This window comes from Pedobacter sp. AK017 (assembly GCF_014200825.1).
GTDB lineage: Bacteria > Bacteroidota > Bacteroidia > Sphingobacteriales > Sphingobacteriaceae > Pedobacter > Pedobacter heparinus.
The window spans coordinates 44946-64267 of sequence record NZ_JACHCW010000003.1; the positions used below are offsets into that span (position 1 = coordinate 44946).

At 41.7% G+C, this 19322-nt stretch carries 14 protein-coding genes; 8 read left to right on the forward strand and 6 right to left on the reverse strand.

The annotated features are described in order from the left end of the window. The first annotated feature begins 11 nt into the window (after positions 1 to 11). The 3 genes from HDC92_RS05160 to HDC92_RS05170 all read left to right on the forward strand — a co-directional run bounded on the left by HDC92_RS05160 (position 12) and on the right by HDC92_RS05170 (position 5557). Positions 12 to 1139 (forward strand): DUF4998 domain-containing protein, encoded by a 1128-nt coding sequence (locus HDC92_RS05160; protein ID WP_183872782.1) that lies wholly within the window; start codon positions 12 to 14, stop codon positions 1137 to 1139. 269 nt (positions 1140 to 1408) lie between these two features. Then, positions 1409 to 2350: a glycoside hydrolase family 43 protein gene (locus HDC92_RS05165; RefSeq protein WP_221270922.1), complete on the forward strand. Its 942-nt coding sequence runs from the start codon at positions 1409 to 1411 to the stop codon at positions 2348 to 2350. Positions 2351 to 2392: 42 nt separating this feature from the next. Further along, positions 2393 to 5557 carry a glycosyl hydrolase gene (locus tag HDC92_RS05170; protein ID WP_183872784.1) on the forward strand — a complete coding sequence of 1055 codons (3165 nt, stop codon included), beginning with the start codon at positions 2393 to 2395 and terminating at the stop codon, positions 5555 to 5557. A gap of 21 nt (positions 5558 to 5578) precedes the next feature. Here HDC92_RS05170 and HDC92_RS05175 read toward each other — a convergent pair whose 3' ends face one another. Next, on the reverse strand, positions 5579 to 6043 hold the full coding sequence (locus HDC92_RS05175) for an Lrp/AsnC family transcriptional regulator (protein ID WP_015808370.1): 465 nt from the start codon (positions 6041 to 6043) through the stop codon (positions 5579 to 5581). A gap of 277 nt (positions 6044 to 6320) precedes the next feature. Here HDC92_RS05175 and HDC92_RS05180 point away from each other — a divergent pair, with 277 nt between their 5' ends. From HDC92_RS05180 to HDC92_RS05190, 3 genes are all read left to right on the forward strand, one after another. Further along, complete coding sequence (locus tag HDC92_RS05180; RefSeq protein WP_183872786.1) at positions 6321 to 8648, forward strand: TonB-dependent receptor; 2328 nt, start codon at positions 6321 to 6323, stop codon at positions 8646 to 8648. Between the two features lie 4 nt (positions 8649 to 8652). After that, positions 8653 to 9435, forward strand: coding sequence for a DUF4249 domain-containing protein (locus tag HDC92_RS05185; RefSeq protein WP_015808368.1), 783 nt, complete (start codon positions 8653 to 8655; stop codon positions 9433 to 9435). Between the two features lie 80 nt (positions 9436 to 9515). Further along, positions 9516 to 10712: a GAF domain-containing sensor histidine kinase gene (locus HDC92_RS05190; RefSeq protein ID WP_183872788.1), complete on the forward strand. Its 1197-nt coding sequence runs from the start codon at positions 9516 to 9518 to the stop codon at positions 10710 to 10712. Here the strand turns inward: HDC92_RS05190 and HDC92_RS05195 are convergent. The 5 genes from HDC92_RS05195 to HDC92_RS05215 are packed head-to-tail and all read right to left on the reverse strand — an operon-like array spanning position 10709 to position 17149. After that, entirely contained in the window at positions 10709 to 11578 is an 870-nt protein-coding gene (locus tag HDC92_RS05195; RefSeq protein ID WP_183872790.1) for an aldose 1-epimerase family protein, read from the reverse strand. The two genes, HDC92_RS05190 and HDC92_RS05195, sit on opposite strands and share 4 nt — an antisense overlap. Positions 11579 to 11615: 37 nt before the next feature. After that, on the reverse strand, positions 11616 to 13793 hold the full coding sequence (locus HDC92_RS05200; protein ID WP_183872792.1) for a S9 family peptidase: 2178 nt from the start codon (positions 13791 to 13793) through the stop codon (positions 11616 to 11618). 4 nt (positions 13794 to 13797) lie between these two features. Beyond that, complete coding sequence (locus tag HDC92_RS05205) at positions 13798 to 15663, reverse strand: LTA synthase family protein (RefSeq protein WP_183872794.1); 1866 nt, start codon at positions 15661 to 15663, stop codon at positions 13798 to 13800. A 12-nt stretch (positions 15664 to 15675) separates the two neighbouring features. Continuing rightward, entirely contained in the window at positions 15676 to 16353 is a 678-nt protein-coding gene (locus HDC92_RS05210; RefSeq protein ID WP_015808363.1) for a hypothetical protein, read from the reverse strand. Positions 16354 to 16369: 16 nt separating this feature from the next. Beyond that, positions 16370 to 17149, reverse strand: a complete 780-nt coding sequence (locus tag HDC92_RS05215; RefSeq protein ID WP_183872796.1) for an enoyl-CoA hydratase/isomerase family protein — start codon at positions 17147 to 17149, stop codon at positions 16370 to 16372. Between the two features lie 187 nt (positions 17150 to 17336). Between HDC92_RS05215 and HDC92_RS05220 the strand changes: the two genes are divergently transcribed. Then, on the forward strand, positions 17337 to 18065 hold the full coding sequence (locus tag HDC92_RS05220; RefSeq protein ID WP_183872798.1) for a phosphatase PAP2 family protein: 729 nt from the start codon (positions 17337 to 17339) through the stop codon (positions 18063 to 18065). Further along, positions 18052 to 19317, forward strand: coding sequence for a TolC family protein (locus tag HDC92_RS05225; RefSeq protein ID WP_183872800.1), 1266 nt, complete (start codon positions 18052 to 18054; stop codon positions 19315 to 19317). Before HDC92_RS05220 ends, HDC92_RS05225 begins: the two co-directional genes overlap by 14 nt. The last annotated feature ends 5 nt before the right edge of the window (positions 19318 to 19322 follow it).

Genomic DNA, 19322 nt, shown 5'->3' on the forward strand with positions numbered 1-19322 from the left:
AATATAAAGTAATGAAGAAAATATATCGTTATACCGTAATGCTTGCCCTTGCTGTTTGTGTGCTAGGTAGTTGCAAAAAGATGGACGAGGTTTATAAAGATTTCATCGTTCCGGGTGGGCTCACTTATGCAGGCCGGGTAACCAGTCCTGTAATCCAGTCTGGCCGTCAAAGAATTAAAATTTCCTGGTTAAGAGGTGCAGATCCCAATGTAAACCTGGCCAGGATTTTCTGGAACAATTATAAAGATTCGGTGAATGTGCCCATTCCGGCAACAGGGGATACCATTAGTGTCATCATCGGTAACCTGGAAGAAAAGCCCTATACTTTTGTGGCGCGAACTTATGACAATAAAGGCAACAAATCTGTACCTGTAGAGTTGTTGGCCGAAAGCTTTGGCGACAAATATCAGTCTTTTTTGGTTACCCGACCGGTGGTTCAGAGTGAAAATTCGGGTCCGGTACTAACCATTAACTGGAGCAATGCCAACAAAAGCGGCGGGGCTTATGTAACCGAGGTAGAGTATACCAATACAGCCAATGTAACAGCCGTTAAGCGTTTCAGTGTAGATGAACTGTCTTCAGTAATTTCAGATTATAAGCCAGGTACCACTTACAGGTACAGAACTGAATACCGTCCGGGTGCCAGTATAGATCCTTTTTATACAGGTTATACCACGCAGATTGTTGCTTTTAAAATACCGAAAGCAGGACTTGTGGTTACGGCCGATTCTTTTGCGGCCACATCTCAGCTCGCTAATGGCGGCGGCCCTCCGGGATATGCCTTTGATGATGATCTGAATACCTTCTGGCATACCCACCATACACCGGCACCCGTTCCCACTTTTCCGCATTGGCTGATGGTTGACCTGAAAAAAAACTACAACATCACCAGGGTTGAGCTGGTGTGCAGGGCAGGTGCTACAGGAGTAACCAATAGCTTTACCACATTTATCCTGCAGGGAAGCCTGAACGGTACAACCTGGACGGATTATGAATCGTATACCCTGGTGCAGAAAGACCAGGCCCAAAGCTTTGCGCTTAAGAGCATACCAAAAATGCGCTATTTCAGGATTTATGCAACAGCAGGAGGCGCGGTACATACCAGTTTGGCAGAGTTTACCGTTTTCGGATATGAATAAAGTACTGGTACCCGAAAGGTGACAATGTGCTGGGCTGAAAGAGTGCTCAGTGAGGCTTGGGTTGGGGTTTGTTGGGCTAAAGTACCCCTTAGCCCAACAAACCCCAACCAAGCCTTCAACAAACCTTGAATTTATTATACCATTACTGTGTAAGAATTCCCTATAGTCTTTTCGATAATTCTTAATAATATACCCGATATTTGAACTTAAGCTGGTCTGCAGACTGAGCTTTAACCACAGGTAAGAGTAATATGTTAAAAAAGAGCTACGTGTTAATATGTTTATTGCTGATTTGCACACTGTTGTCTGCAAGTGGGATTGCTCAGGAAAGAAGGGTAATTACCGTTGCAGATCCAACTATTTTCTACCATGAACATACTTACTACCTGTATGGAACTGCAGATAACGAGGCGCAAAAAGGGTTTAAGGTATACATTTCAAAAGATAAGAAAAGTTGGAAAGATGGGGGGACAGTGCTAAAAAAAGAAGATGTGTTTGGCACATCTGGCTTCTGGGCACCACAAATTTTTAAGTATCAAGACAAATTTTACCTGGCTTATGTTGCCGATGAACGAATTGCTATTGCCGAAAGCGACGGACCAAAGGGCCCCTTCACTCAAAAAGTGAAGAAAGCAATTGACGCTCCTGTCAGAATTATCGATCCTTTTATATTTTTTGACTCTGGTAAAATTTATTTGTATCATGTTCGGCTCGACAAGGGCAACCGCATTTATGTTACTGAAATGAATAGCGATCTCTTATCTATTAAGGAAGAGACAAGCACAGAATGCATACATGCCAGCGAGAATTGGGAAAATACAAGTGGAGCAAGCTGGACTGTAACCGAGGGGCCGTCTGTTTTAAAAAGGGGGAATGTTTATTATATGTTTTATTCAGCAAATGATTTTCGTAACCCCGATTATGCTGTTGGTTATGCAACCAGCGACAGTCCTTATGGGCCTTGGGTTAAATATAAAGGAAACCCCATTTTAAGCAAGCTTCAAACCAATGAGAATGGCTCTGGCCATGGAGATTTTTTTGAAGATGAGAAAGGAAAGTTTAATTATGTTTTCCATACTCACGAATCCAATAATAAGCCCAACGGAAAAAGAAGAACAGCTATAATTTTGATGAAATTTTTGGAAGGAAAGCACAAAACGGAAAAATTGTACACCTATAAGGGGACATTCCGTTTTTTAACTCAGCAATAGTTCTCCGGCACTGTATAAAGACCAGTTTAAACATAGACACAAATGAAATTTAAAACTTTAACAGCAATTGTTTTCATTAGCGCCCTGTTCCTTATACTTGGTTTTCAACTGGGGGGCAGGAAATTAAAGGCTGATGGTTTTGAGGTATTGAAAAAAGCTTTCAAAAATCCTGGTAATGAATATGGCACCACCCCATTCTGGGTTTGGAACACTAAGGTAAGCCGGGAAATGATAGATTCTATGATGCTGGACTATAAGAAAAATGATTTCGGAGGAGTAATCGTCCACGCCCGGCCCGGACTGATCACTGAATATTTATCTGATGAATGGTTCAGTTTATTTGAATATGCCCAGCAAAAGGGAAAACAATTGGGTCTGAAGGTCTGGATTTATGATGAAAATTCTTATCCTACCGGGTTTGGGGGTGGTTTGGTGCCCGACCAGATGCCGGAATCGTACAATCAGGGCCAAATGCTATATATGAGTGAAGTAACAGCTATTCCGGATAATCTGGAAGAGGTTTTAATAGTCCTTAGAGAAGACAAGGGACAGTTTACGGACATAAGTTTAAGCCTGGCCGCAGAGAAGGGTAAAGCAGGGAAATACCGGATTTTCAAAAAAGTGAATTATCAAAAGTCTAACCGTGGAACGGTGGCAGGACCTATTGGCTCTTCTTACGTAGACCTGATGGCCAAAGGCGTTACACAAAAGTTTATGGACATTACCTTTAAAGGATATGAAAAAGTTGCAGGCCATGAATTTGGCAAAACTGTTCCGGGTATCTTTTCTGATGAACCAACCATTATCAATGAGGGTAAGGATTGTGTACGCTGGACACCCGACCTGTTTGCGCATTTCAAGGAAAAATGGGGTTATGACCTGCGTCTTCAGCTGCCATCGCTATTTGAGGAAACCGGTAACTGGAAAAAAGTAAGACACAACTATTACCAAACGCTGTTGCAACTGTTTATCGACAGATGGTCTAAACCTATGTTTAATTATACCGAGCAGCACAACCTGATCTGGACAGGGCATTACTGGGAACACGGCTGGCCAAGCCCTTACCACGGGCCCGACAATATGGCCATGTACGCCTGGCACCAGATGCCTGGAATTGACATGCTGTTTAACCAGTACAATGAAGATAAACCCGTACAGTTTGGAAACATCAGGGCGGTTAAAGAACTGGGTAGTGTAGCCAATCAACTTGGAAAAAAAAGAACGCTTTCCGAAACCTATGGTGGTGGCGGCTGGGAGCTGACTTTTAAGGACATGAAGCGGCTGGGTGACTGGGAGTTTGTGCTTGGCGTGAATTTTATGAACCAACACCTCTCGTTCATGAGTATTACCGGAGCAAGAAAATACGATTATCCGCCGAGTTTTTCTTATCATGAGCCCTGGTGGCCTTTCTATAAAACGCTGAACCAATATTTTTCGCGGTTGTCGCTCTGCCTGTCAACGGGCCAGCAAAAAAATGATGTACTGGTTTTGGAACCCACTACTTCTGCATGGATGTATTATTTCAGAGGTAAAGAGAACAAACGGTTTTTTGAAATCGGGAAGAATTTTAATGATTTTGTAACTACCCTGCAAAGGGCGCATGTTGAATATGACCTGGGTTGCGAGAACATTATCAAAGATCAGGGAAAGATTGAAAGCGGAAAATTCGTTATCGGCCAGCGTGCTTACAGTACCGTTGTCATTCCACCTGGTATGGACAATATTGACCGCCCTACATTTAATTTATTGAAAGAATATGCCCGTCAGGGCGGCAAAGTGATCTTATTTGAAAAGCTTAGCTGTTTAGATGGGGATGCCAATGACGCACTGGATTTTTTTACAGCTGCTAAAAGCAATGTTTTGCTGGCTGTTGGTGCCGCTGAACAACAGATCATCCAAAATCATTTGCTGCCTACAGACATCCGGATATCGGCTGTCAGCAATAATAGGATAGGTGGTAACTTGTATTACCAACGCAGGCAATTGGCTGACGGGCAATTGATTTTCCTTTCAAATGCGAGTATGGAGGCCGCTTCAAAAGGTATGGTTACGGTTAATGGTAAAGACGCATTGATGATGGACCTGTTAAGCGGGGGGATTTATGATTATCCGGAAAAAGAAAGCTCCGGTAAGCTTAGTTTTAAATTTGATATTCCAGCAGCGGGAAGCATGATGTTTTTTGTGGCCGATAAGAAACAAACGGGTTTCAAAGCACCTGCTTTAAATCGGGCTGAAACACTTGTAAAAACAAGCCAGTCAAAAGTACTTCGCCCCGCAGAAAATACGCTAATGATTGACTTTTGTGACCTGGAACTCAAAAAGCCCGATACCGCTTATCGGGACTTGCATGTTGGCATCGCTTCTAATACAGCTTTTAAACATTTTGGATTTAAAGATGGTGTAGGCAATCCATGGAATAACCGTACCCAGTTCAAAGGTCGGATTGTTGCCCGCGACACTTTTTCGGTAGGTACCGGATATATGGCGACCTACCGTTTTGAAATAGCCCAAAATGTTAACCTGAAAAATTTTCGTGCAGTAGTAGAACAACCACGCTTGTGGAACAGTGTGTCTGTAAACGGAACAAAGGTAAAGGCTTTGAAAGGTAAATGGTGGCTTGACCGTTCTTTTGGGGTTTTTGAAATTGGCAATTACCTTAAGCCGGGTAAAAACAGTATTTCACTGGCTGTTTCGCCAATGCGTGTTTATGCAGAAATAGAACCTATATATATATTGGGCGACTTTAACCTTGTTCCGGCAGTAAAGGGCTGGGAAATAACTGCAGCCGCACCGCTTACATTTGGACCCTGGAATAAACAGGGGCTGCCGTTATATGGACAGGGTATCAGCTATGTAAAGGAGTTTCAGGTTCAGACCATGGGCAAGGAATATGCCGTTAAACTGAAAAAGTGGAAAGGCACAGTGGCTGCAGTAAAAGTTAACCATGTGCTTGCAGGAATTATCAGTTCGGAACCTGATGAACTTAATATTACCCCTTATCTTAAAAAAGGCCTTAACCATGTTGAAATAGAGGTGATTGGAAGTCTTAAGAATTTACTGGGCCCACATCACAATAAACCCTTACCTGGTTTGGTAGATCCCGGCAAATGGTATAATGTTAAAACATACCCTTCAGGAAATGATTATCAGACTTATGGTTATGGTTTGGAAGAAGATTTTGATATTCATGAGATCATCCCCCGATAAAGTTCTATAAAGTTTATACAATTATAGTGAATATGCCGTGTCGCTTTTGATTTCTGACATTACAAATGAAGTCTGTATGGTGCTTATACTAGATAAAGTTGCCAGTTTCTCATTGTAAAACAAATTGTAATGATCCATATTTCGTGTAGCAATCCGGAGAATAAAATCGAAAGTTCCGGTCATTTGAAAGCACTCCATCACTTCATCAAACTTTGCAACTTCATCCTTAAATTCCTTTAAGCTTTCTTTGGTATGAGATTTCAGATAAACTTGTGAAAAGGCAATCTGGCTCCTGTCTATTTTGCGGTTATCAAGGATCGCAACAATTCGTTTGATGTATCCATTTTCTTTTAACCGCTTTACCCTTGCGTGGATTGTTGCAATAGATTTGTTCACCTTGGCAGCAATTGCTTCGTTACTGAGTGCAGCATCTTTTTGCAAAATTTGCAATATCCTGATATCAGTTTGATCCAGACCTGTAGACATATATTGGATTTTTAAAATCTAAATAAAAAAATATCAATTATTTCTGTTAAACGAATTCAAATCTGAATAAAAACATGATGAAAACCAAAAAAACTAAATATTTTATGGAATTGAATGTGCCGGCTGATGGAGAGAGGACATTGCTGATGCCTGAATTTTTCATAAGCTGGGTTTTGTTTCTTGTCTGATCGATTTTAATAAAAAAAGATGTTGCAACAGGGATTCATTTTGTTCAAGTTTCTGGAATTTTTCTATTTTTACAATTCACCAGGAAACTATGCCATATACCAATAGAATTGTACTGATTCTCTTTTTGATAGCTCAATTCCAGTTTGTATCTGCACAAAATAAAAAAACGGTTAATGGAAATGTAACGGATGCCAAAACAGGCGAAACATTGATTGGGGCAAGTGTTAAGCTTGCAGGCAATACACAGGCTGGTACTTTAACCAATGCTTATGGCTTCTATTCGCTGAATACTGCCGAAGGTAATTATGAAATTGCTGTCAGTTTTATTGGCTATAAAACCATCAGACAAAACATCAGCATTGCGAAAGATACCAGGCTTAATTTTGCAATGGAAGAAGACAATCAGCTCAATGAAGTAATCATATCGGCTACAAAAAGAAACGAAAATGTAAGCAGTCCGCAAATGGGCCTGCAAAAGATAGACGTCCGCGAAATCAACAACGTGCCCGTATTGCTGGGCGAGCGTGATATCCTTAAAACGATACAGCTGCTGCCCGGCATCAAATCGGCGGGCGAGGGGAATAGTGGTTTTTATGTGCGGGGCGGGGCTACCGATCAGAACCTGATTCTTTTAGATGAAGCACCTGTTTACAATGCCTCGCATTTACTGGGTTTCTTCTCAACCTTTAATTCCGACGCGATAAAAGATGTAAGCGTTTATAAGGGAGGGATGCCTGCACAATATGGAGGGCGACTGGCCTCGGTATTGGATATTAAAATGAACGATGGAAACCGTAAAACCTATACTGCCGAAGGTGGGATAGGTCTCATTTCATCCCGTTTAAAAGTTGAAGGGCCCATTGTAAAAGATAAAGGTTCATTTATGGTAAGCGCCCGCAGAACTTACATGGATGCCCTTCTGTCCTTATCGCCAGATAGCAATATAAACAGCAATATCCTCTTTTTTTACGACCTGAATGCAAAGGCCAATTATCAGCTTGATGAAAAGAACACCCTATATCTATCAGGGTATTTTGGCCGCGATAAACTGGGTATAGCTGATACCTTTGGTTTTAACTGGGGCAATGCCACTGTTACCCTAAGGTGGAACCATCTGTACAGCAACAGGTTGTTTTCTAACACTTCTCTTATTTACAGCAATTACAATTATGTGATCCAGAACTTTATGGAAGAAAATAACTTTGAGGTAAATTCTTCTATTAAAGACTTTAATTTAAAGCAGGATTTTGAATACAGCCTTAGCAATAGCCATAATCTGAAGTTTGGTTTAAATGCCATTCACCATACCATTGCCCCTGGCAAACTAACTGCTACAGCAACTTCAAGTGTAAATGAAACCAGGTATGAAGACCGCAAAGGCCTGGAACTTGCTACCTATATATCGGACGAATGGACGGTAAGCCCTAAAATGAACCTGGTTTATGGACTACGTTTAAGCAGTTTTTCTTTAATGGGGCCTGGCAACATCAAAACTTATGATGCCGAGGGTAATACCACCGGTACCACTACGTATCACGCAGGCGAGTTTGTGAAAAGCTATTTTAATCTGGAACCCAGGGTTTCGGCCAGTTATCAGCTCAGCAATTCAAGTTCCTTAAAAGCTGCCTATACGCGCAATGTCCAGAATGTGCACCTGATGTCCAATTCAACTTCTACTTCTCCTACAGATCTGTACATCATGAACAGCAATAATGTAAAACCAGAAATTGCTGATCAGATCGCAGGGGGCTATTTCCGTAATTTTAACGACGATAATTACGAGTTTTCTGCAGAAGTTTATTATAAGTGGATGCAAAACCAGATCGAATACCGGAGTGGTACAGATTTGCGTGGCAATGCAAATGTAGAAGCCGATTTGTTGTACGGTGATGGCCGGGCTTACGGATTGGAGCTGTTTTTTAAGAAAAGGTTTGGCCGGTTTAACGGATGGATAGGTTATACCTGGTCGCGTACGGAGCGACAATTTGATGCCATTAACAATGGCAAATGGTTTTATGCAAAACAGGACAGAACGCATGACCTGTCGCTTGTAGGTATTTATAAAGCGAGTACACGCTGGACTTTCTCCTCTGTCTTTGTGTATAATACCGGTAATGCCGTCACCTTTCCAAGTGGCAAATACCAGATCAACGGGCGCACCGTTTTTTATTATACTGAAAAGAACAGTTACCGCACACCGGCATACCATCGTTTAGATGTATCGGCCACACTCGAAGGGAAACCGGGCAGAAAGCTGCAGTCCAGCTGGTCTTTCGGAATCTATAATTTATATAACCGTCAAAATGCATTTTCTATAGATTTTAAGGATGATCCGGATGATGCAACCAAAACACAGGCTGTACGGACAACCTTATTTGGTATTATCCCTTCTGTAACCTGGAACTTTAAATTTTAGCCGAATGAACAATTTTAAAATAAAGGTGATTTTAGCAGCAATGCTGTTCAGCAGTTGTGAAAAGGTGATTGACCTGAAACTGGATAATGCTGAACCTGTTGTGGTTATTGATGGGGGGCTAAGCGACCAAAATGAAAATCAGGTTATAAAGGTGTCTAAAACCTATAATTTTACCGAACCCAATAAGTTTAACGGAGTAACAGGTGCAAAGGTAGTGCTTACCCGGCCAAATGGCAGCACCATCAATTACAATGAAATAGCACCAGGTATATATCAAAGTGCCAAATTCAGAGGGGTAACTGGCGTCAGGTATGCTTTGGATGTAACTATAGATGGTAAAATCTACAGTGCCGCATCTACTATGCCCGGAAAGGTAATGCTGGATTCATTGAGTTTCAGGCAGTTTAATTTTTTTGGTAAAATAAATACTTATGTGGCTGTAAATTATCAGGACCCGGTAGAGGTACAGAACCAGTACCGTTATATTTTGAAGGTAAAGGGTAAGGTAGAGGACGACATGGTAAGTGAGGATCGTTTTAACAATGGTAACAGTGTTTCAGATGTTATTTTCTATAAACTGGATGATCTGGTTTCGGGCGATAGCCTACATGTCGAATTTCAATGCATAGACCGGAATGTATACCGGTATTTTTACAGTCTGGGACAAAATGCAGGTAATGGCGGGCCACCTGTATCACCTGCAAATCCGGTTTCTAATTTTAATAATGGTGCCTTGGGCGTTTTTAATGCCTATACTTCCAGCAAAAGAACGGCGGTAATCAAGTAAAGTCATTATACTTTGTTTTCCGCTAGAACTATGTTAACTTTATAAAATCTCTATTAATTAATCTCTTAAAGTTAATCATAATGGTTACGCATACAGCTCAGGATCTGGTTTCGGTTGAAGACGAAAGGATTAAAACACTGTACAATTACGATCTGCTGGATACGCCTCCGGAGGTACCATTTGATAAATTGACCCGACTGGCGGCAAACCTGCTTAAAGTACCCATAGCCATTATATTACTGGTAGACAAAGAGAGAATTTGGTTTAAATCAAAGTATGGTCTGGAAACCCGGCAAATAGACCGTGAAGAGGGCTTGTGTGATTCTGCTGTATTGGCGGAGGATCTTTATCTGGTCGAAAATGCAGCTGCTGACCCAAGGACTATGGGGCACCGCCTGGTAACGGGGACTTTTGGATTAAGGTTCTATGCGGCCTACCCACTTAAAACCAGGGACGGCTATAACCTTGGTGCTTTCTGTGTGATCAGTAAAGAACCCAGAAAAATGAGCAGGGAGGATTCGGAAATTTTAAGGGACATCAGGGACATTGTGATGCACAATATTGAGCTCAGGTTAACTTCTAAGCTATCGGCTGCAAGACAGCAACAAATATTAAATACAACGGCACACGATCTTAAAAATCCCTTAACCACCATTCCGGTTCGTGCAGATCTGATCAAAATGAAGAAAAATAATCCGGAGATGGTAGATACCATGTGCGATCAGATTAAAGTTGCAAGTTTAAATATGGTCCGCATCATAGATGAACTGTTGCAATCGGGCAGTATGGAATCTGATCAGGTCCATTTGCTGATGATGAAACTCAATGTTTCCTTTCTGGTCAGCAATGTAGTGTCCATGAACCTGCCTTTGGCAGAAAGAAAAGGCCAGACCATACATTTCAGTTCGGAGATGGATGTAATGGCGAATGGTGATGAGGGGAAACTGAACGAAGTGATAGATAACCTGGTCAACAATGCCATCAAGTATTCACCACTCAATACCAACATTTATGTCCGTGTAAAAACATTCCCCAATCATGTACTGATAGAAGTTGAAGATGAGGGGCAGGGCTTAACTGCTGAAGATAAAAAACAATTGTTCCAGCGTTTTACCCGCTTAAGTGCGAGACCTACAGCCGGTGAGCATTCTACCGGTCTTGGACTTTCTATCGTTAAAACCCTGGTTGAAGCCCATGGTGGCCGGATCTTTGCCGAAAGTGCAGGAAAGGGTTCAGGTGCTAAATTTAGCGTTGAACTCCCTTTGCGCACAAATTAAAAACATTCTACTTCCCATTTACGGACAAAAGTTTCGTTTGGGCCTAAAGTAACTATGCCTTCTTTATGTTCAATGTGCTGGTTATGAGCTGTGCCATCCGCCAGGCCACACCAGGGCTCCAGGCAAACAAAATCGGCATTTTTTGCTGCCCAAATCCCGAAGAAAGGAAAATTTTTGAACCTGAAATGGATCCCGTTTTTGTTTTTATGGTTGTGCAGGGTAATGCAGTCGCTTTTTAAAGTTTTAAGTACCAGCGCATCGTCGTAAAAAAGCGCATGATTTAATGGCAGTTTTCCTTCTTTTAATTCAATAACCGCAGTTTCACTGTCAATCAGGTCCTGTTTAACTTTATGGTACACCAGTTCGGTATCCTTGTTAAACTGCAAAAAGTAGTCGGTATACTTTAAACCGCCTTCCGTTGATGTTGCAAATGCCGGATGGCCGCCAATGGAAAACAACATTGACTTTTCATTATCGGGGTTTAACACCTCATAAGTACAGGAAATTGCCCTGTCTGAAAGTTGATAACGCAGCTGTAGCACAAATCTGAAAGGATAAACCTTCAGGCTTTCTTCATCATCAGAAAGTGTAAGCAAGGCTTCTGTAGCACTTAGCTGCTTTACCTGGAAATCTTTGTCCCTGGCAAAACCATGTCTGGGCAACTGATATTCCTTACCCTCAAAGTAATAAGTATTGTTCTTTAATCCTCCTACAATTGGGAACAGCACCGGACTGAACTTACCCCAGTATTCAGGATTACCATTCCAAAGGTAATTTACATTGTTTTTTTTGCTTTTTAAGCTTTGTAATTCGGCACCCTTACTTGCAATTGAAGTGCAAATTTGTTCGTTTTCAAGAAAAATCATACTGGGTAAAAATAAAAAAAATAAGGTTCCTATTTGATTATCTCCCTCCGGGAGGACAGTTACGCCTTAAAAACTCTGTATAGGTTAATGCAAGGTGCGCTGAGGTGTTTTCGCCCTCGTTAATGCTGTGTGTGCGGTTGGGGTACGACATCAGTTGAAACACTTTTTTGTTTCTGATCAGTTCATTGATCAGCATTTCTGCATTCTGATAGTGGACATTGTCATCACCTGTACCATGGATGTACAGCAGGTTTCCCTGAAGGTTTTTGGCATAAGTAACCGGTGAACCTTTAATGTATGCCTCTTTTGTTTTTAAAGGAGAACCCATATAACGTTCCTGATAAATGTTATCGTAAGTGAGCTGGTTGGCCACTGCGGCAATAGCTATGCCTGTTTTATAAATTTCAGGATATTGGAACATCAGGTTTAGGGTAGATGAACCACCACCGCTCCAGCCCCAAACCGCCACGCGGTCTTTATCAACAAATGGCCATTGTAAAATCTTTTTAGCAGCCATTGCCTGATCACGGATGTTCAGCACACCAATGTTTTTGTAAATGCTTTTACGCCATTCACGTCCTTTGGGTGCTGGTGCACCCCTGTTTTCTACGGAGATATAGATATAGCCGTCTTTTGGCATATCACCTGCATATAGCCGGTTAATGCCTGTACCAAACTCATCTTTAACTGTTTGTGAGGCCGGTTCGCCATATACATAAAATACAACAGGATATTTTTTGGTCTGATCAAAATTATCAGGTTTTTTCATCCAGCCATCCAGTTCTATCCCGTCTTCGGTAGTTACCTTAAAAAATTCTACCTTATTTTTAGGTGGTCTTATTCGGCCTAACTGATTGGTGATACTGCCATCCATGGTTAGTGGATTTAAGGTAGTCAGCTTCATCCATTCGGTAATTAAGGGCACTGAGGCAGTGGTATAGGTATGACGGGCATAAATGCCATTTGGAGAGATGTCGTAATTATGGGTGCCCGGCAGGATAGAAGGGGTGACCATTTCCGGCTTTGACCCACCGCTTAATTTTGTTTTGTACAGGTATTTTTGTGTGGCATTACCCGGAGATGCCATATAATAAAGGGAGTTGTTTTTCTCGTCAACCAATGATTTTTCAATAACATCGAAATCACCTTTGGTGATCAGGGTCTGCCTTTTCCCATCTTTACTGATGCGGTAGGCGTGGCGCCACCCGTCTTTTTCGCTCATCCAGATGAACTCCTTGTTTTCATTGACCCATTCCCAGTTTTCATCGGCCGCATCTATCCAGGCCTGATCTGTCTCGGTAAGGATGTTCTGGGCTACACCTGTAGCTGCATTGGCTACAAATAGCTTGCTTACATTTTGCTCCCTGTTTAGCTGCTGTAAGATGACTTCGTTGGAACCAGGTATCCAACCCATTCTTGGGATGTAGTTTTGGATCGCGTCACCGGGAATATTGAGCCATTTGGTTTGCGCTGAGGCAATATTTACTACACCAACCTTACAGGAAGATGGGTTTTCACCTACTTTAGGGTATTCTACAGGTATGGTAAAAGGATAGATAGAATCTGTATTGTCTATCATCAGAAAGTTTTTGATTTTTGTGGCATCAATTTGCCAATAGGCGATAGATTGTCCGTCTGGACTCCACCTGAAACCATCCCGGCAGTCGAATTCTTCTTCATATACCCAATCGAATGTACCATTGATCAGGCGTTCTGTTCCGTCGGTAGTTAGTGCTTTGGTACTTTTGGCCATCAGATCGTCTACATACAGATTGTGTTTACTAACATAGGCAACTTTATTGCCATCGGGCGAGAATTTTGCAAACATGAGTGATGATGCGGGTTTATCTTTTCCAACCTGTGTAATCGTATTTGCTTTTAAATCGGCCACAAAATAATCGCCACGGGTTTCATACCGCCAAACTTTTTTGCTATTGGTGTAAATGAGCACTTTGTTGCCATCTTCAGAAAAGAAAAAATCTTTAATTCTGCCGATGGTATGCTGGCCGGAGGCATAAAGCAAATCGCGGCTTATAATGGTTTTACGTTCATTCTGGGCCAGTGAAATGGATACCAGCTCCCCATCCGTAAACTGGTAATACGCATTCCCATCTTTAGTCCACTTAAGTTCAGGTCTATTTTGTGCATGGGTTTTACTGCAAAAGCCAATTAACAGGGCCAGCGCCAGTTTAAACACGATGTTTCTGAAATTCATTTTATTAAAGTTCTATAAATTGACGATATACATTTTGGAGATATGCTTTTGCATGATCAAGGGTTTTTGCTGTTTGTGCTTTATCGGCCGCATTGCTGTTGTACAATATCATTTTGCCTACATTATCAAAGGTAACACATTGCTGGTTATCAATAAAACCCATTCCGTTGTCCCAGCTAAAAAAAGCAAATGGTTTGGTATAAGGGTTTAACAGGTTTTTGCTCCAGGTAAACGTAGTTGCAGGCAGGTTAAGCTGGGCCAATAAGGTGGCTGCAATATCTGTCTGGCTGCCTATCCGGTCAAACCTTTTACCTTTAAATTCATTTTTGATTACCTCTCCGTAAAACAGGAGTGGAATGTGATAACGCTGCGGTACAGCAATGTCCTGCCTGTTTTTTGGCAATACATGCCCATGGTCGGCCACAAATATAAAAAGGGTGTTTTTGTACCAGGTCTGCTTTTTGGCCGTTGTCAAATAGGCATTGATGCAGGAATCGGTATAATAAGCTGTGCTTTTAAACTTTGCTACATTATCCATATTGCCAAATTTAGGTGTACCCGGTAAAGTATATGGCTCATGGTTGGTAAGGGTAAGCAGGGTAGAAAAGAAGGGCTGCTGCTCACGGTTTAAATCGGCAAGCTGCCTTGCAAATACCAGCTCATCGTACTTGCCCCAGGGCGATTTCATTTCATTGCCTTTGAAGCTGTTCTTGTCTACCAGCTTTTGGTAATCGTGGCTCAGGATAAAGGCTTTGTAATTGTCGAATTCCGACTCCCCACCATAAAAGAAAGAGGTATGGTAACCATTTTTAAAGAGTAGCTGCGAGATAGCGGGAATCTTCTGCATCTTTTCAGGCCATTTTACAATACTGCCTGCGGCAAGTGTAGGGAAGCCTGCCAGTGCTGCCATCAGACCTTTATCGGTACGGCTACCTGGAGAGTAGATCTGGCTGAAAAGCACACCCTTGTGCATTAATGTATCAAAATGCGGAGTTATCCCGTCTTCATCGCCAAGGGTCTTGGTCAGATCGGCTGTAAAGCTTTCAATAATTATGAGCACCACATTGGGGCGTTTGGTGTTGAGTAGGCTAATGGTGGTATCTTTTGCGGTAGTATATAGTGCTTTAGTATTTTGTTCGGCCAGTTGCTTGTCCATATATATATATGGGTTGGTCTTCGTCATTCTGGAAGCCAGCAGGCTCGACAATAAGTTCCACTCTGTATTTACTGCCCCATGGTTAAGCACCTGGTCTTTCGAAAAATAAGCCATACTCTGCGTAATAGGGGATTTACCCAAACCACCTCTGATCAACAAGAAATTACAGGCAATTAAGAAAAGGCAGGCGATTGCCCTGAGCGAGATTGATGTTTGAGTAAAACTGAGTTTCCTGGATACTACATAGCGTTGCAGAAACAGACCCAGTGCAATTAACAGGATGAGTAATGAGATGGAAAGGCCAATGGGTGAGGAAGCACTGGAGGCCATGGCTTCCTGGGGTGATGAAAAGGCAAAACCAAGTGCCTTTGCGTTTACCTTGCTGCCCCATTCTCGGTAAATGTTGAAATTAACTACCGCAAGAATGCTGAATATGACAGTGAGGACGGTGTTGTAAACAGCTATCCATTTCAACTCTACAATTTTACGGCCGTTTAACAGCCAGTAAATATAACTTAAAAGTGGAATGACAGCCAGATAAGCAGTCATAGATAAATCTAAGGGAATGGCATGGTAAAAAGTAGCCAGCCTTTCTGATAATGGAACCGATGCCAGTTGCCTATGGTAAATGAATATAAATATCAGGCGGTCTATAAAGAAGAACAACAGCCAGAACAAAAAGAAGCGCAGAAAGAAGAGCAAACTTTTCAGCATTCGATTCAGGGTTTAATTACCACCCCGCATTGCTTTGAGCTCGGCCATGGTCTTTTCTTCATACCCTTTCGGAATGTTGATAGAAAAAGGCCCTACCTTGCCTTCCTTTACAGCCTTTAAAGTAAGTATGGTTTTAACTCCGTCTTTTATATCAGGGAATTTGATGGGGGTACTTTTCAGTTCTTCAAAACCAAATGGGCTCCCACCTGCCGGTAATTTAAGTTCTGTAGTGGCCCACAATTCATAGTTTGTACCATTGTTATCTTTGTAGGTGAATTTTTCGGCATTGAAGCCCGCAATGTTCTGTTTTTCACCGGTAGCTTTAAAATCACTGTACTTTAAGGCACCCCGCTGTTGTTCTAATTCTTCTTTAGATAATTTTGCAGCATATTGCTTTTGCATCATTGGTACATCAACCAGTACCACTGAATTTTTAACTGAAGCGTCGGTGATGATTTTCAGCATGGCCATACCCATATCTATCTGTACCTTCGATAAATTTCCATTAAAATCAACTTTACTTTCAGAAGGTAATACAGATGGGTCTACCTGTTTTTTCTGGTCATCTGTCAGCACATATTCTATACCGTAGGTAAGTGTGCCGGAGTCTATAACTTTTTGCGCTTTGGCCATAATAGCTGTACCAATTAAAATGATGGCTAAAACTCCTGTTTTGATTGATTTAAACATATCCTTAATAATATTTTTACCAGTTAATTTTTTCTTTGCTGATAAAGGCAGCAACACCTTTTTTAAAATCTTCAGTTTCCCTAACGCTGGCATTGAGCTGTACGGCCGCGGCCAGACAATTATCGAGTTCCGGATTTGTGGTCTGCCCGATCAGCTGTTTAGTTACCATTAACGAATTAGCAGAAGCTTCATTGCACAAACTTAATGCAAAATTGTTTACATTAAGACTGATCTCTTCTTTCTTTGTTACAAAAGTGATGAGTCCATAGCTTAAAGCCTCTTCAGCAGTAAACAGAATTCCGGTAAGCAACAATTTTTTGGCAATGGTTTCGCTGGTTTTACGCAATAAAAAACAGGCTACAATTGCTGGTACAAAACCAAGTTTTACTTCGGTATAACCAAAGCTGGCTTCAGGCACGGCAAATACAATATCGCATACCGTTGCCAAACCGCATCCGCCCGCAATGGCATGACCTTCAACCTGGGCAATCACTACTTTGGGCAGGTAATAAATGGTGGTAAACAGGCGTTTTAAATTTTCAGAATCGGCCAGGTTTTCCTCGTAGCTGTTTTGCTGAAGCTGCTGAAGGTAGGCCAGATCGGCCCCCGCGCTAAAGGCAGTGCCATTGGCTTTTAAAATGACCACCTTAACTGCAGGATCTTCCGATGCCCTTACAAATGCAGCGGTCAGTTGGGCTACCAGCTCGGAATTTAATGCATTGCGTTTTTCGGGTCGGTTAATAGATATGGTAGCTATACGCTGGCTTACCGTATAAAAAACCAGGGGTTCAGTCATATAAGTCTTATTTATTAAGCCAAATATAAGATAAGGTTAAGAAGATGCCAGTTTTACGCTACAGATTTTCTACACAATTGGGTTTTAATTTGGTGTAAAATTTACGATCATGTACCCTTCTTATTATTGTGCAGTATACAGGAGACTATTTATCGTCATTTTATGTTTGATGTTACCTGTTTTTTGTATGGCGCAGCTACAGGATACTTTATTGTTGACAGCAATGCCAAACAGCTATAAGTATACGGGCATGGAACCCTATAAGCCAGGTTTTACTCCTTTTATAATTCCGGCAGCATTTATTGTCTATGGTGTAATTACACTTGCCGGAGATAACCTGATCCGGAGGCTGGATTACAGTACCAGAAATGAGTTACAGGAAGACCATCCCTTATTTGCTGCGCATGCAGACGATTATATGCAGTTTGCCCCGGCAGTGGCTGTTTACGGGTTAAATCTGGCTGGCATAAAAGGAAAACACAGCTTGCTGGATGCTACAGGTATATACGTATTGTCTTCCGCCATTATGGGCGGTTCTGTTTCTATCTTAAAGCGTGCCACACATAGAGAACGCCCAGATGGCTCTGGTTTTAATTCTTTCCCCTCGGGCCATACTGCCAATGCTTTTGCAGCGGCCGAGTTTTTAAAGCAGGAATATAAAGATGTATCGCCCTGGTATGGTGTGGCTGGTTATGCGGTGGCAACGGCTACCGGAACACTCAGGATGTATAACAATAAACATTGGTTTAGTGACGTAGTAGCGGGGGCTGGTGTTGGTATTCTGTCTGCCAAAATAGCTTATTTAGTTTATCCCAAGTTAAAAAGACTGGTGCTCGGTAAAAGTACTTTGCAGTATAATGTTTTACCTTCCTATCAGCAACATAGTATTGGACTCTCATTGAATGGAACATTTTAAAAAAATGCGGCACCTTATTCTGCTGTTGATCTGTTTTTTTTCTTTAACAGCAGCGGCACAAAGCCCTGGTAAGCTAGTCAGGGACCTTAATTTTTTTATTCAGCAGGCCCTAACACTAAATCCGGTTAGCCGGGACTTTAAAAACCAGTTGCTGATGACTAAGATCGACAGTCTCCGGTTAAGGGCCGGGTATCTTCCCCAGGTAACGGCAAGTTCAACCGGTTTATATGCTCCGGTGATCAACGGTTATGGTCATGATGAAGCTTTAACCAATGCTCATACATTTGATGCCTTGCTTACGGCAAATTATAACCTGATCAATAAGGGGCTTAAAACAAATGGACAGCAGCAGTTGCTGCTGCAAATGGATTCCATAAAGTATGCTGCTAACCGGTCGGAACTGGATTTGGGTAAAACTATAGCAGAACAGTATATTAATGCCTATGCCAGTCAGCAACAGGTAATGTTTAACCTCGACGTTTGTAATTTGCTGGACAGAGAAGAAGTGCTGTTAAAACAGCTTACCCGGTCAAATGCCTATCGCCAAACGGATTACCTGACCTTCCTGGTTACACTAAAGCAGCAGCAATTGCAGCTAAAGCAGGCCGAACTGCAGTTCAAAAACGATTACGCGGTACTGAATTATTTAACCGGGATTAAAGATACCAGTACGGTCATGTTAAAAGAACCTGTATTCAGATTTGAAGGAAATACATTAACAAACCATCCTTTTTTTATGCAGGGTTTTGCTATCGATAGTGCTAAAAATAGCAATGAGCGTAAAGCTGTAGTACTCAATTACCTGCCAAAAGCAAGTGTTTATATAAATGGAGGGTACAATTCTTCTTTTCTGCTGCAGCCTTATAAGAACTTTGGCACAAGTGCCGGTTTCACCTTATCGGTACCTATTTACGACGGACGGCAAAAGAAAATGCAGCTGGACAAGCTGAATTTACAGGCGCAAACGACCACTGCATACCGGGATTTCTTTATAAACCAGCATCGGCAGCAGATAGATATGCTTTACCAGCAGATTACAGCAACAGAAGGCTTATATGTACAAATAAAAGACCAGATCAAATTTGCCAGGAGCCTGGTAGAAGTTGACCTGAAATTATTGCGTACCGGCGATGTAAAAATTGCAGATCTGGTGATTGCCATCAACAATTATATGGCCGCACAAAATCAGTTCAGACAAACAGATATCAATCGTTTAAAACTTATCAACCAGCTCAATTACTGGAACAGATGATCAAA

Bases quoted from the DNA above. Each gene is read 5' to 3' on its own strand.
- HDC92_RS05170 (WP_183872784.1), top strand. From the start codon at position 2,393: ATGAAATTTAAAACTTTAACAGCAATTGTTTTCATTAGCGCCCTGTTC.
- HDC92_RS05190 (WP_183872788.1), top strand. From the start codon at position 9,516: ATGGTTACGCATACAGCTCAGGATCTGGTTTCGGTTGAAGACGAAAGG.
- HDC92_RS05215 (WP_183872796.1), bottom strand. From the start codon at position 17,149: ATGACTGAACCCCTGGTTTTTTATACGGTAAGCCAGCGTATAGCTACC.
- HDC92_RS05210 (WP_015808363.1), bottom strand. From the start codon at position 16,353: ATGTTTAAATCAATCAAAACAGGAGTTTTAGCCATCATTTTAATTGGT.
- HDC92_RS05205 (WP_183872794.1), bottom strand. From the start codon at position 15,663: ATGCTGAAAAGTTTGCTCTTCTTTCTGCGCTTCTTTTTGTTCTGGCTG.
- HDC92_RS05175 (WP_015808370.1), bottom strand. From the start codon at position 6,043: ATGTCTACAGGTCTGGATCAAACTGATATCAGGATATTGCAAATTTTG.
- HDC92_RS05195 (WP_183872790.1), bottom strand. From the start codon at position 11,578: ATGATTTTTCTTGAAAACGAACAAATTTGCACTTCAATTGCAAGTAAG.
- HDC92_RS05220 (WP_183872798.1), top strand. From the start codon at position 17,337: ATGGCGCAGCTACAGGATACTTTATTGTTGACAGCAATGCCAAACAGC.
- HDC92_RS05200 (WP_183872792.1), bottom strand. From the start codon at position 13,793: ATGAATTTCAGAAACATCGTGTTTAAACTGGCGCTGGCCCTGTTAATT.
- HDC92_RS05185 (WP_015808368.1), top strand. From the start codon at position 8,653: ATGAACAATTTTAAAATAAAGGTGATTTTAGCAGCAATGCTGTTCAGC.
- HDC92_RS05225 (WP_183872800.1), top strand. From the start codon at position 18,052: ATGGAACATTTTAAAAAAATGCGGCACCTTATTCTGCTGTTGATCTGT.
- HDC92_RS05160 (WP_183872782.1), top strand. From the start codon at position 12: ATGAAGAAAATATATCGTTATACCGTAATGCTTGCCCTTGCTGTTTGT.
- HDC92_RS05180 (WP_183872786.1), top strand. From the start codon at position 6,321: ATGCCATATACCAATAGAATTGTACTGATTCTCTTTTTGATAGCTCAA.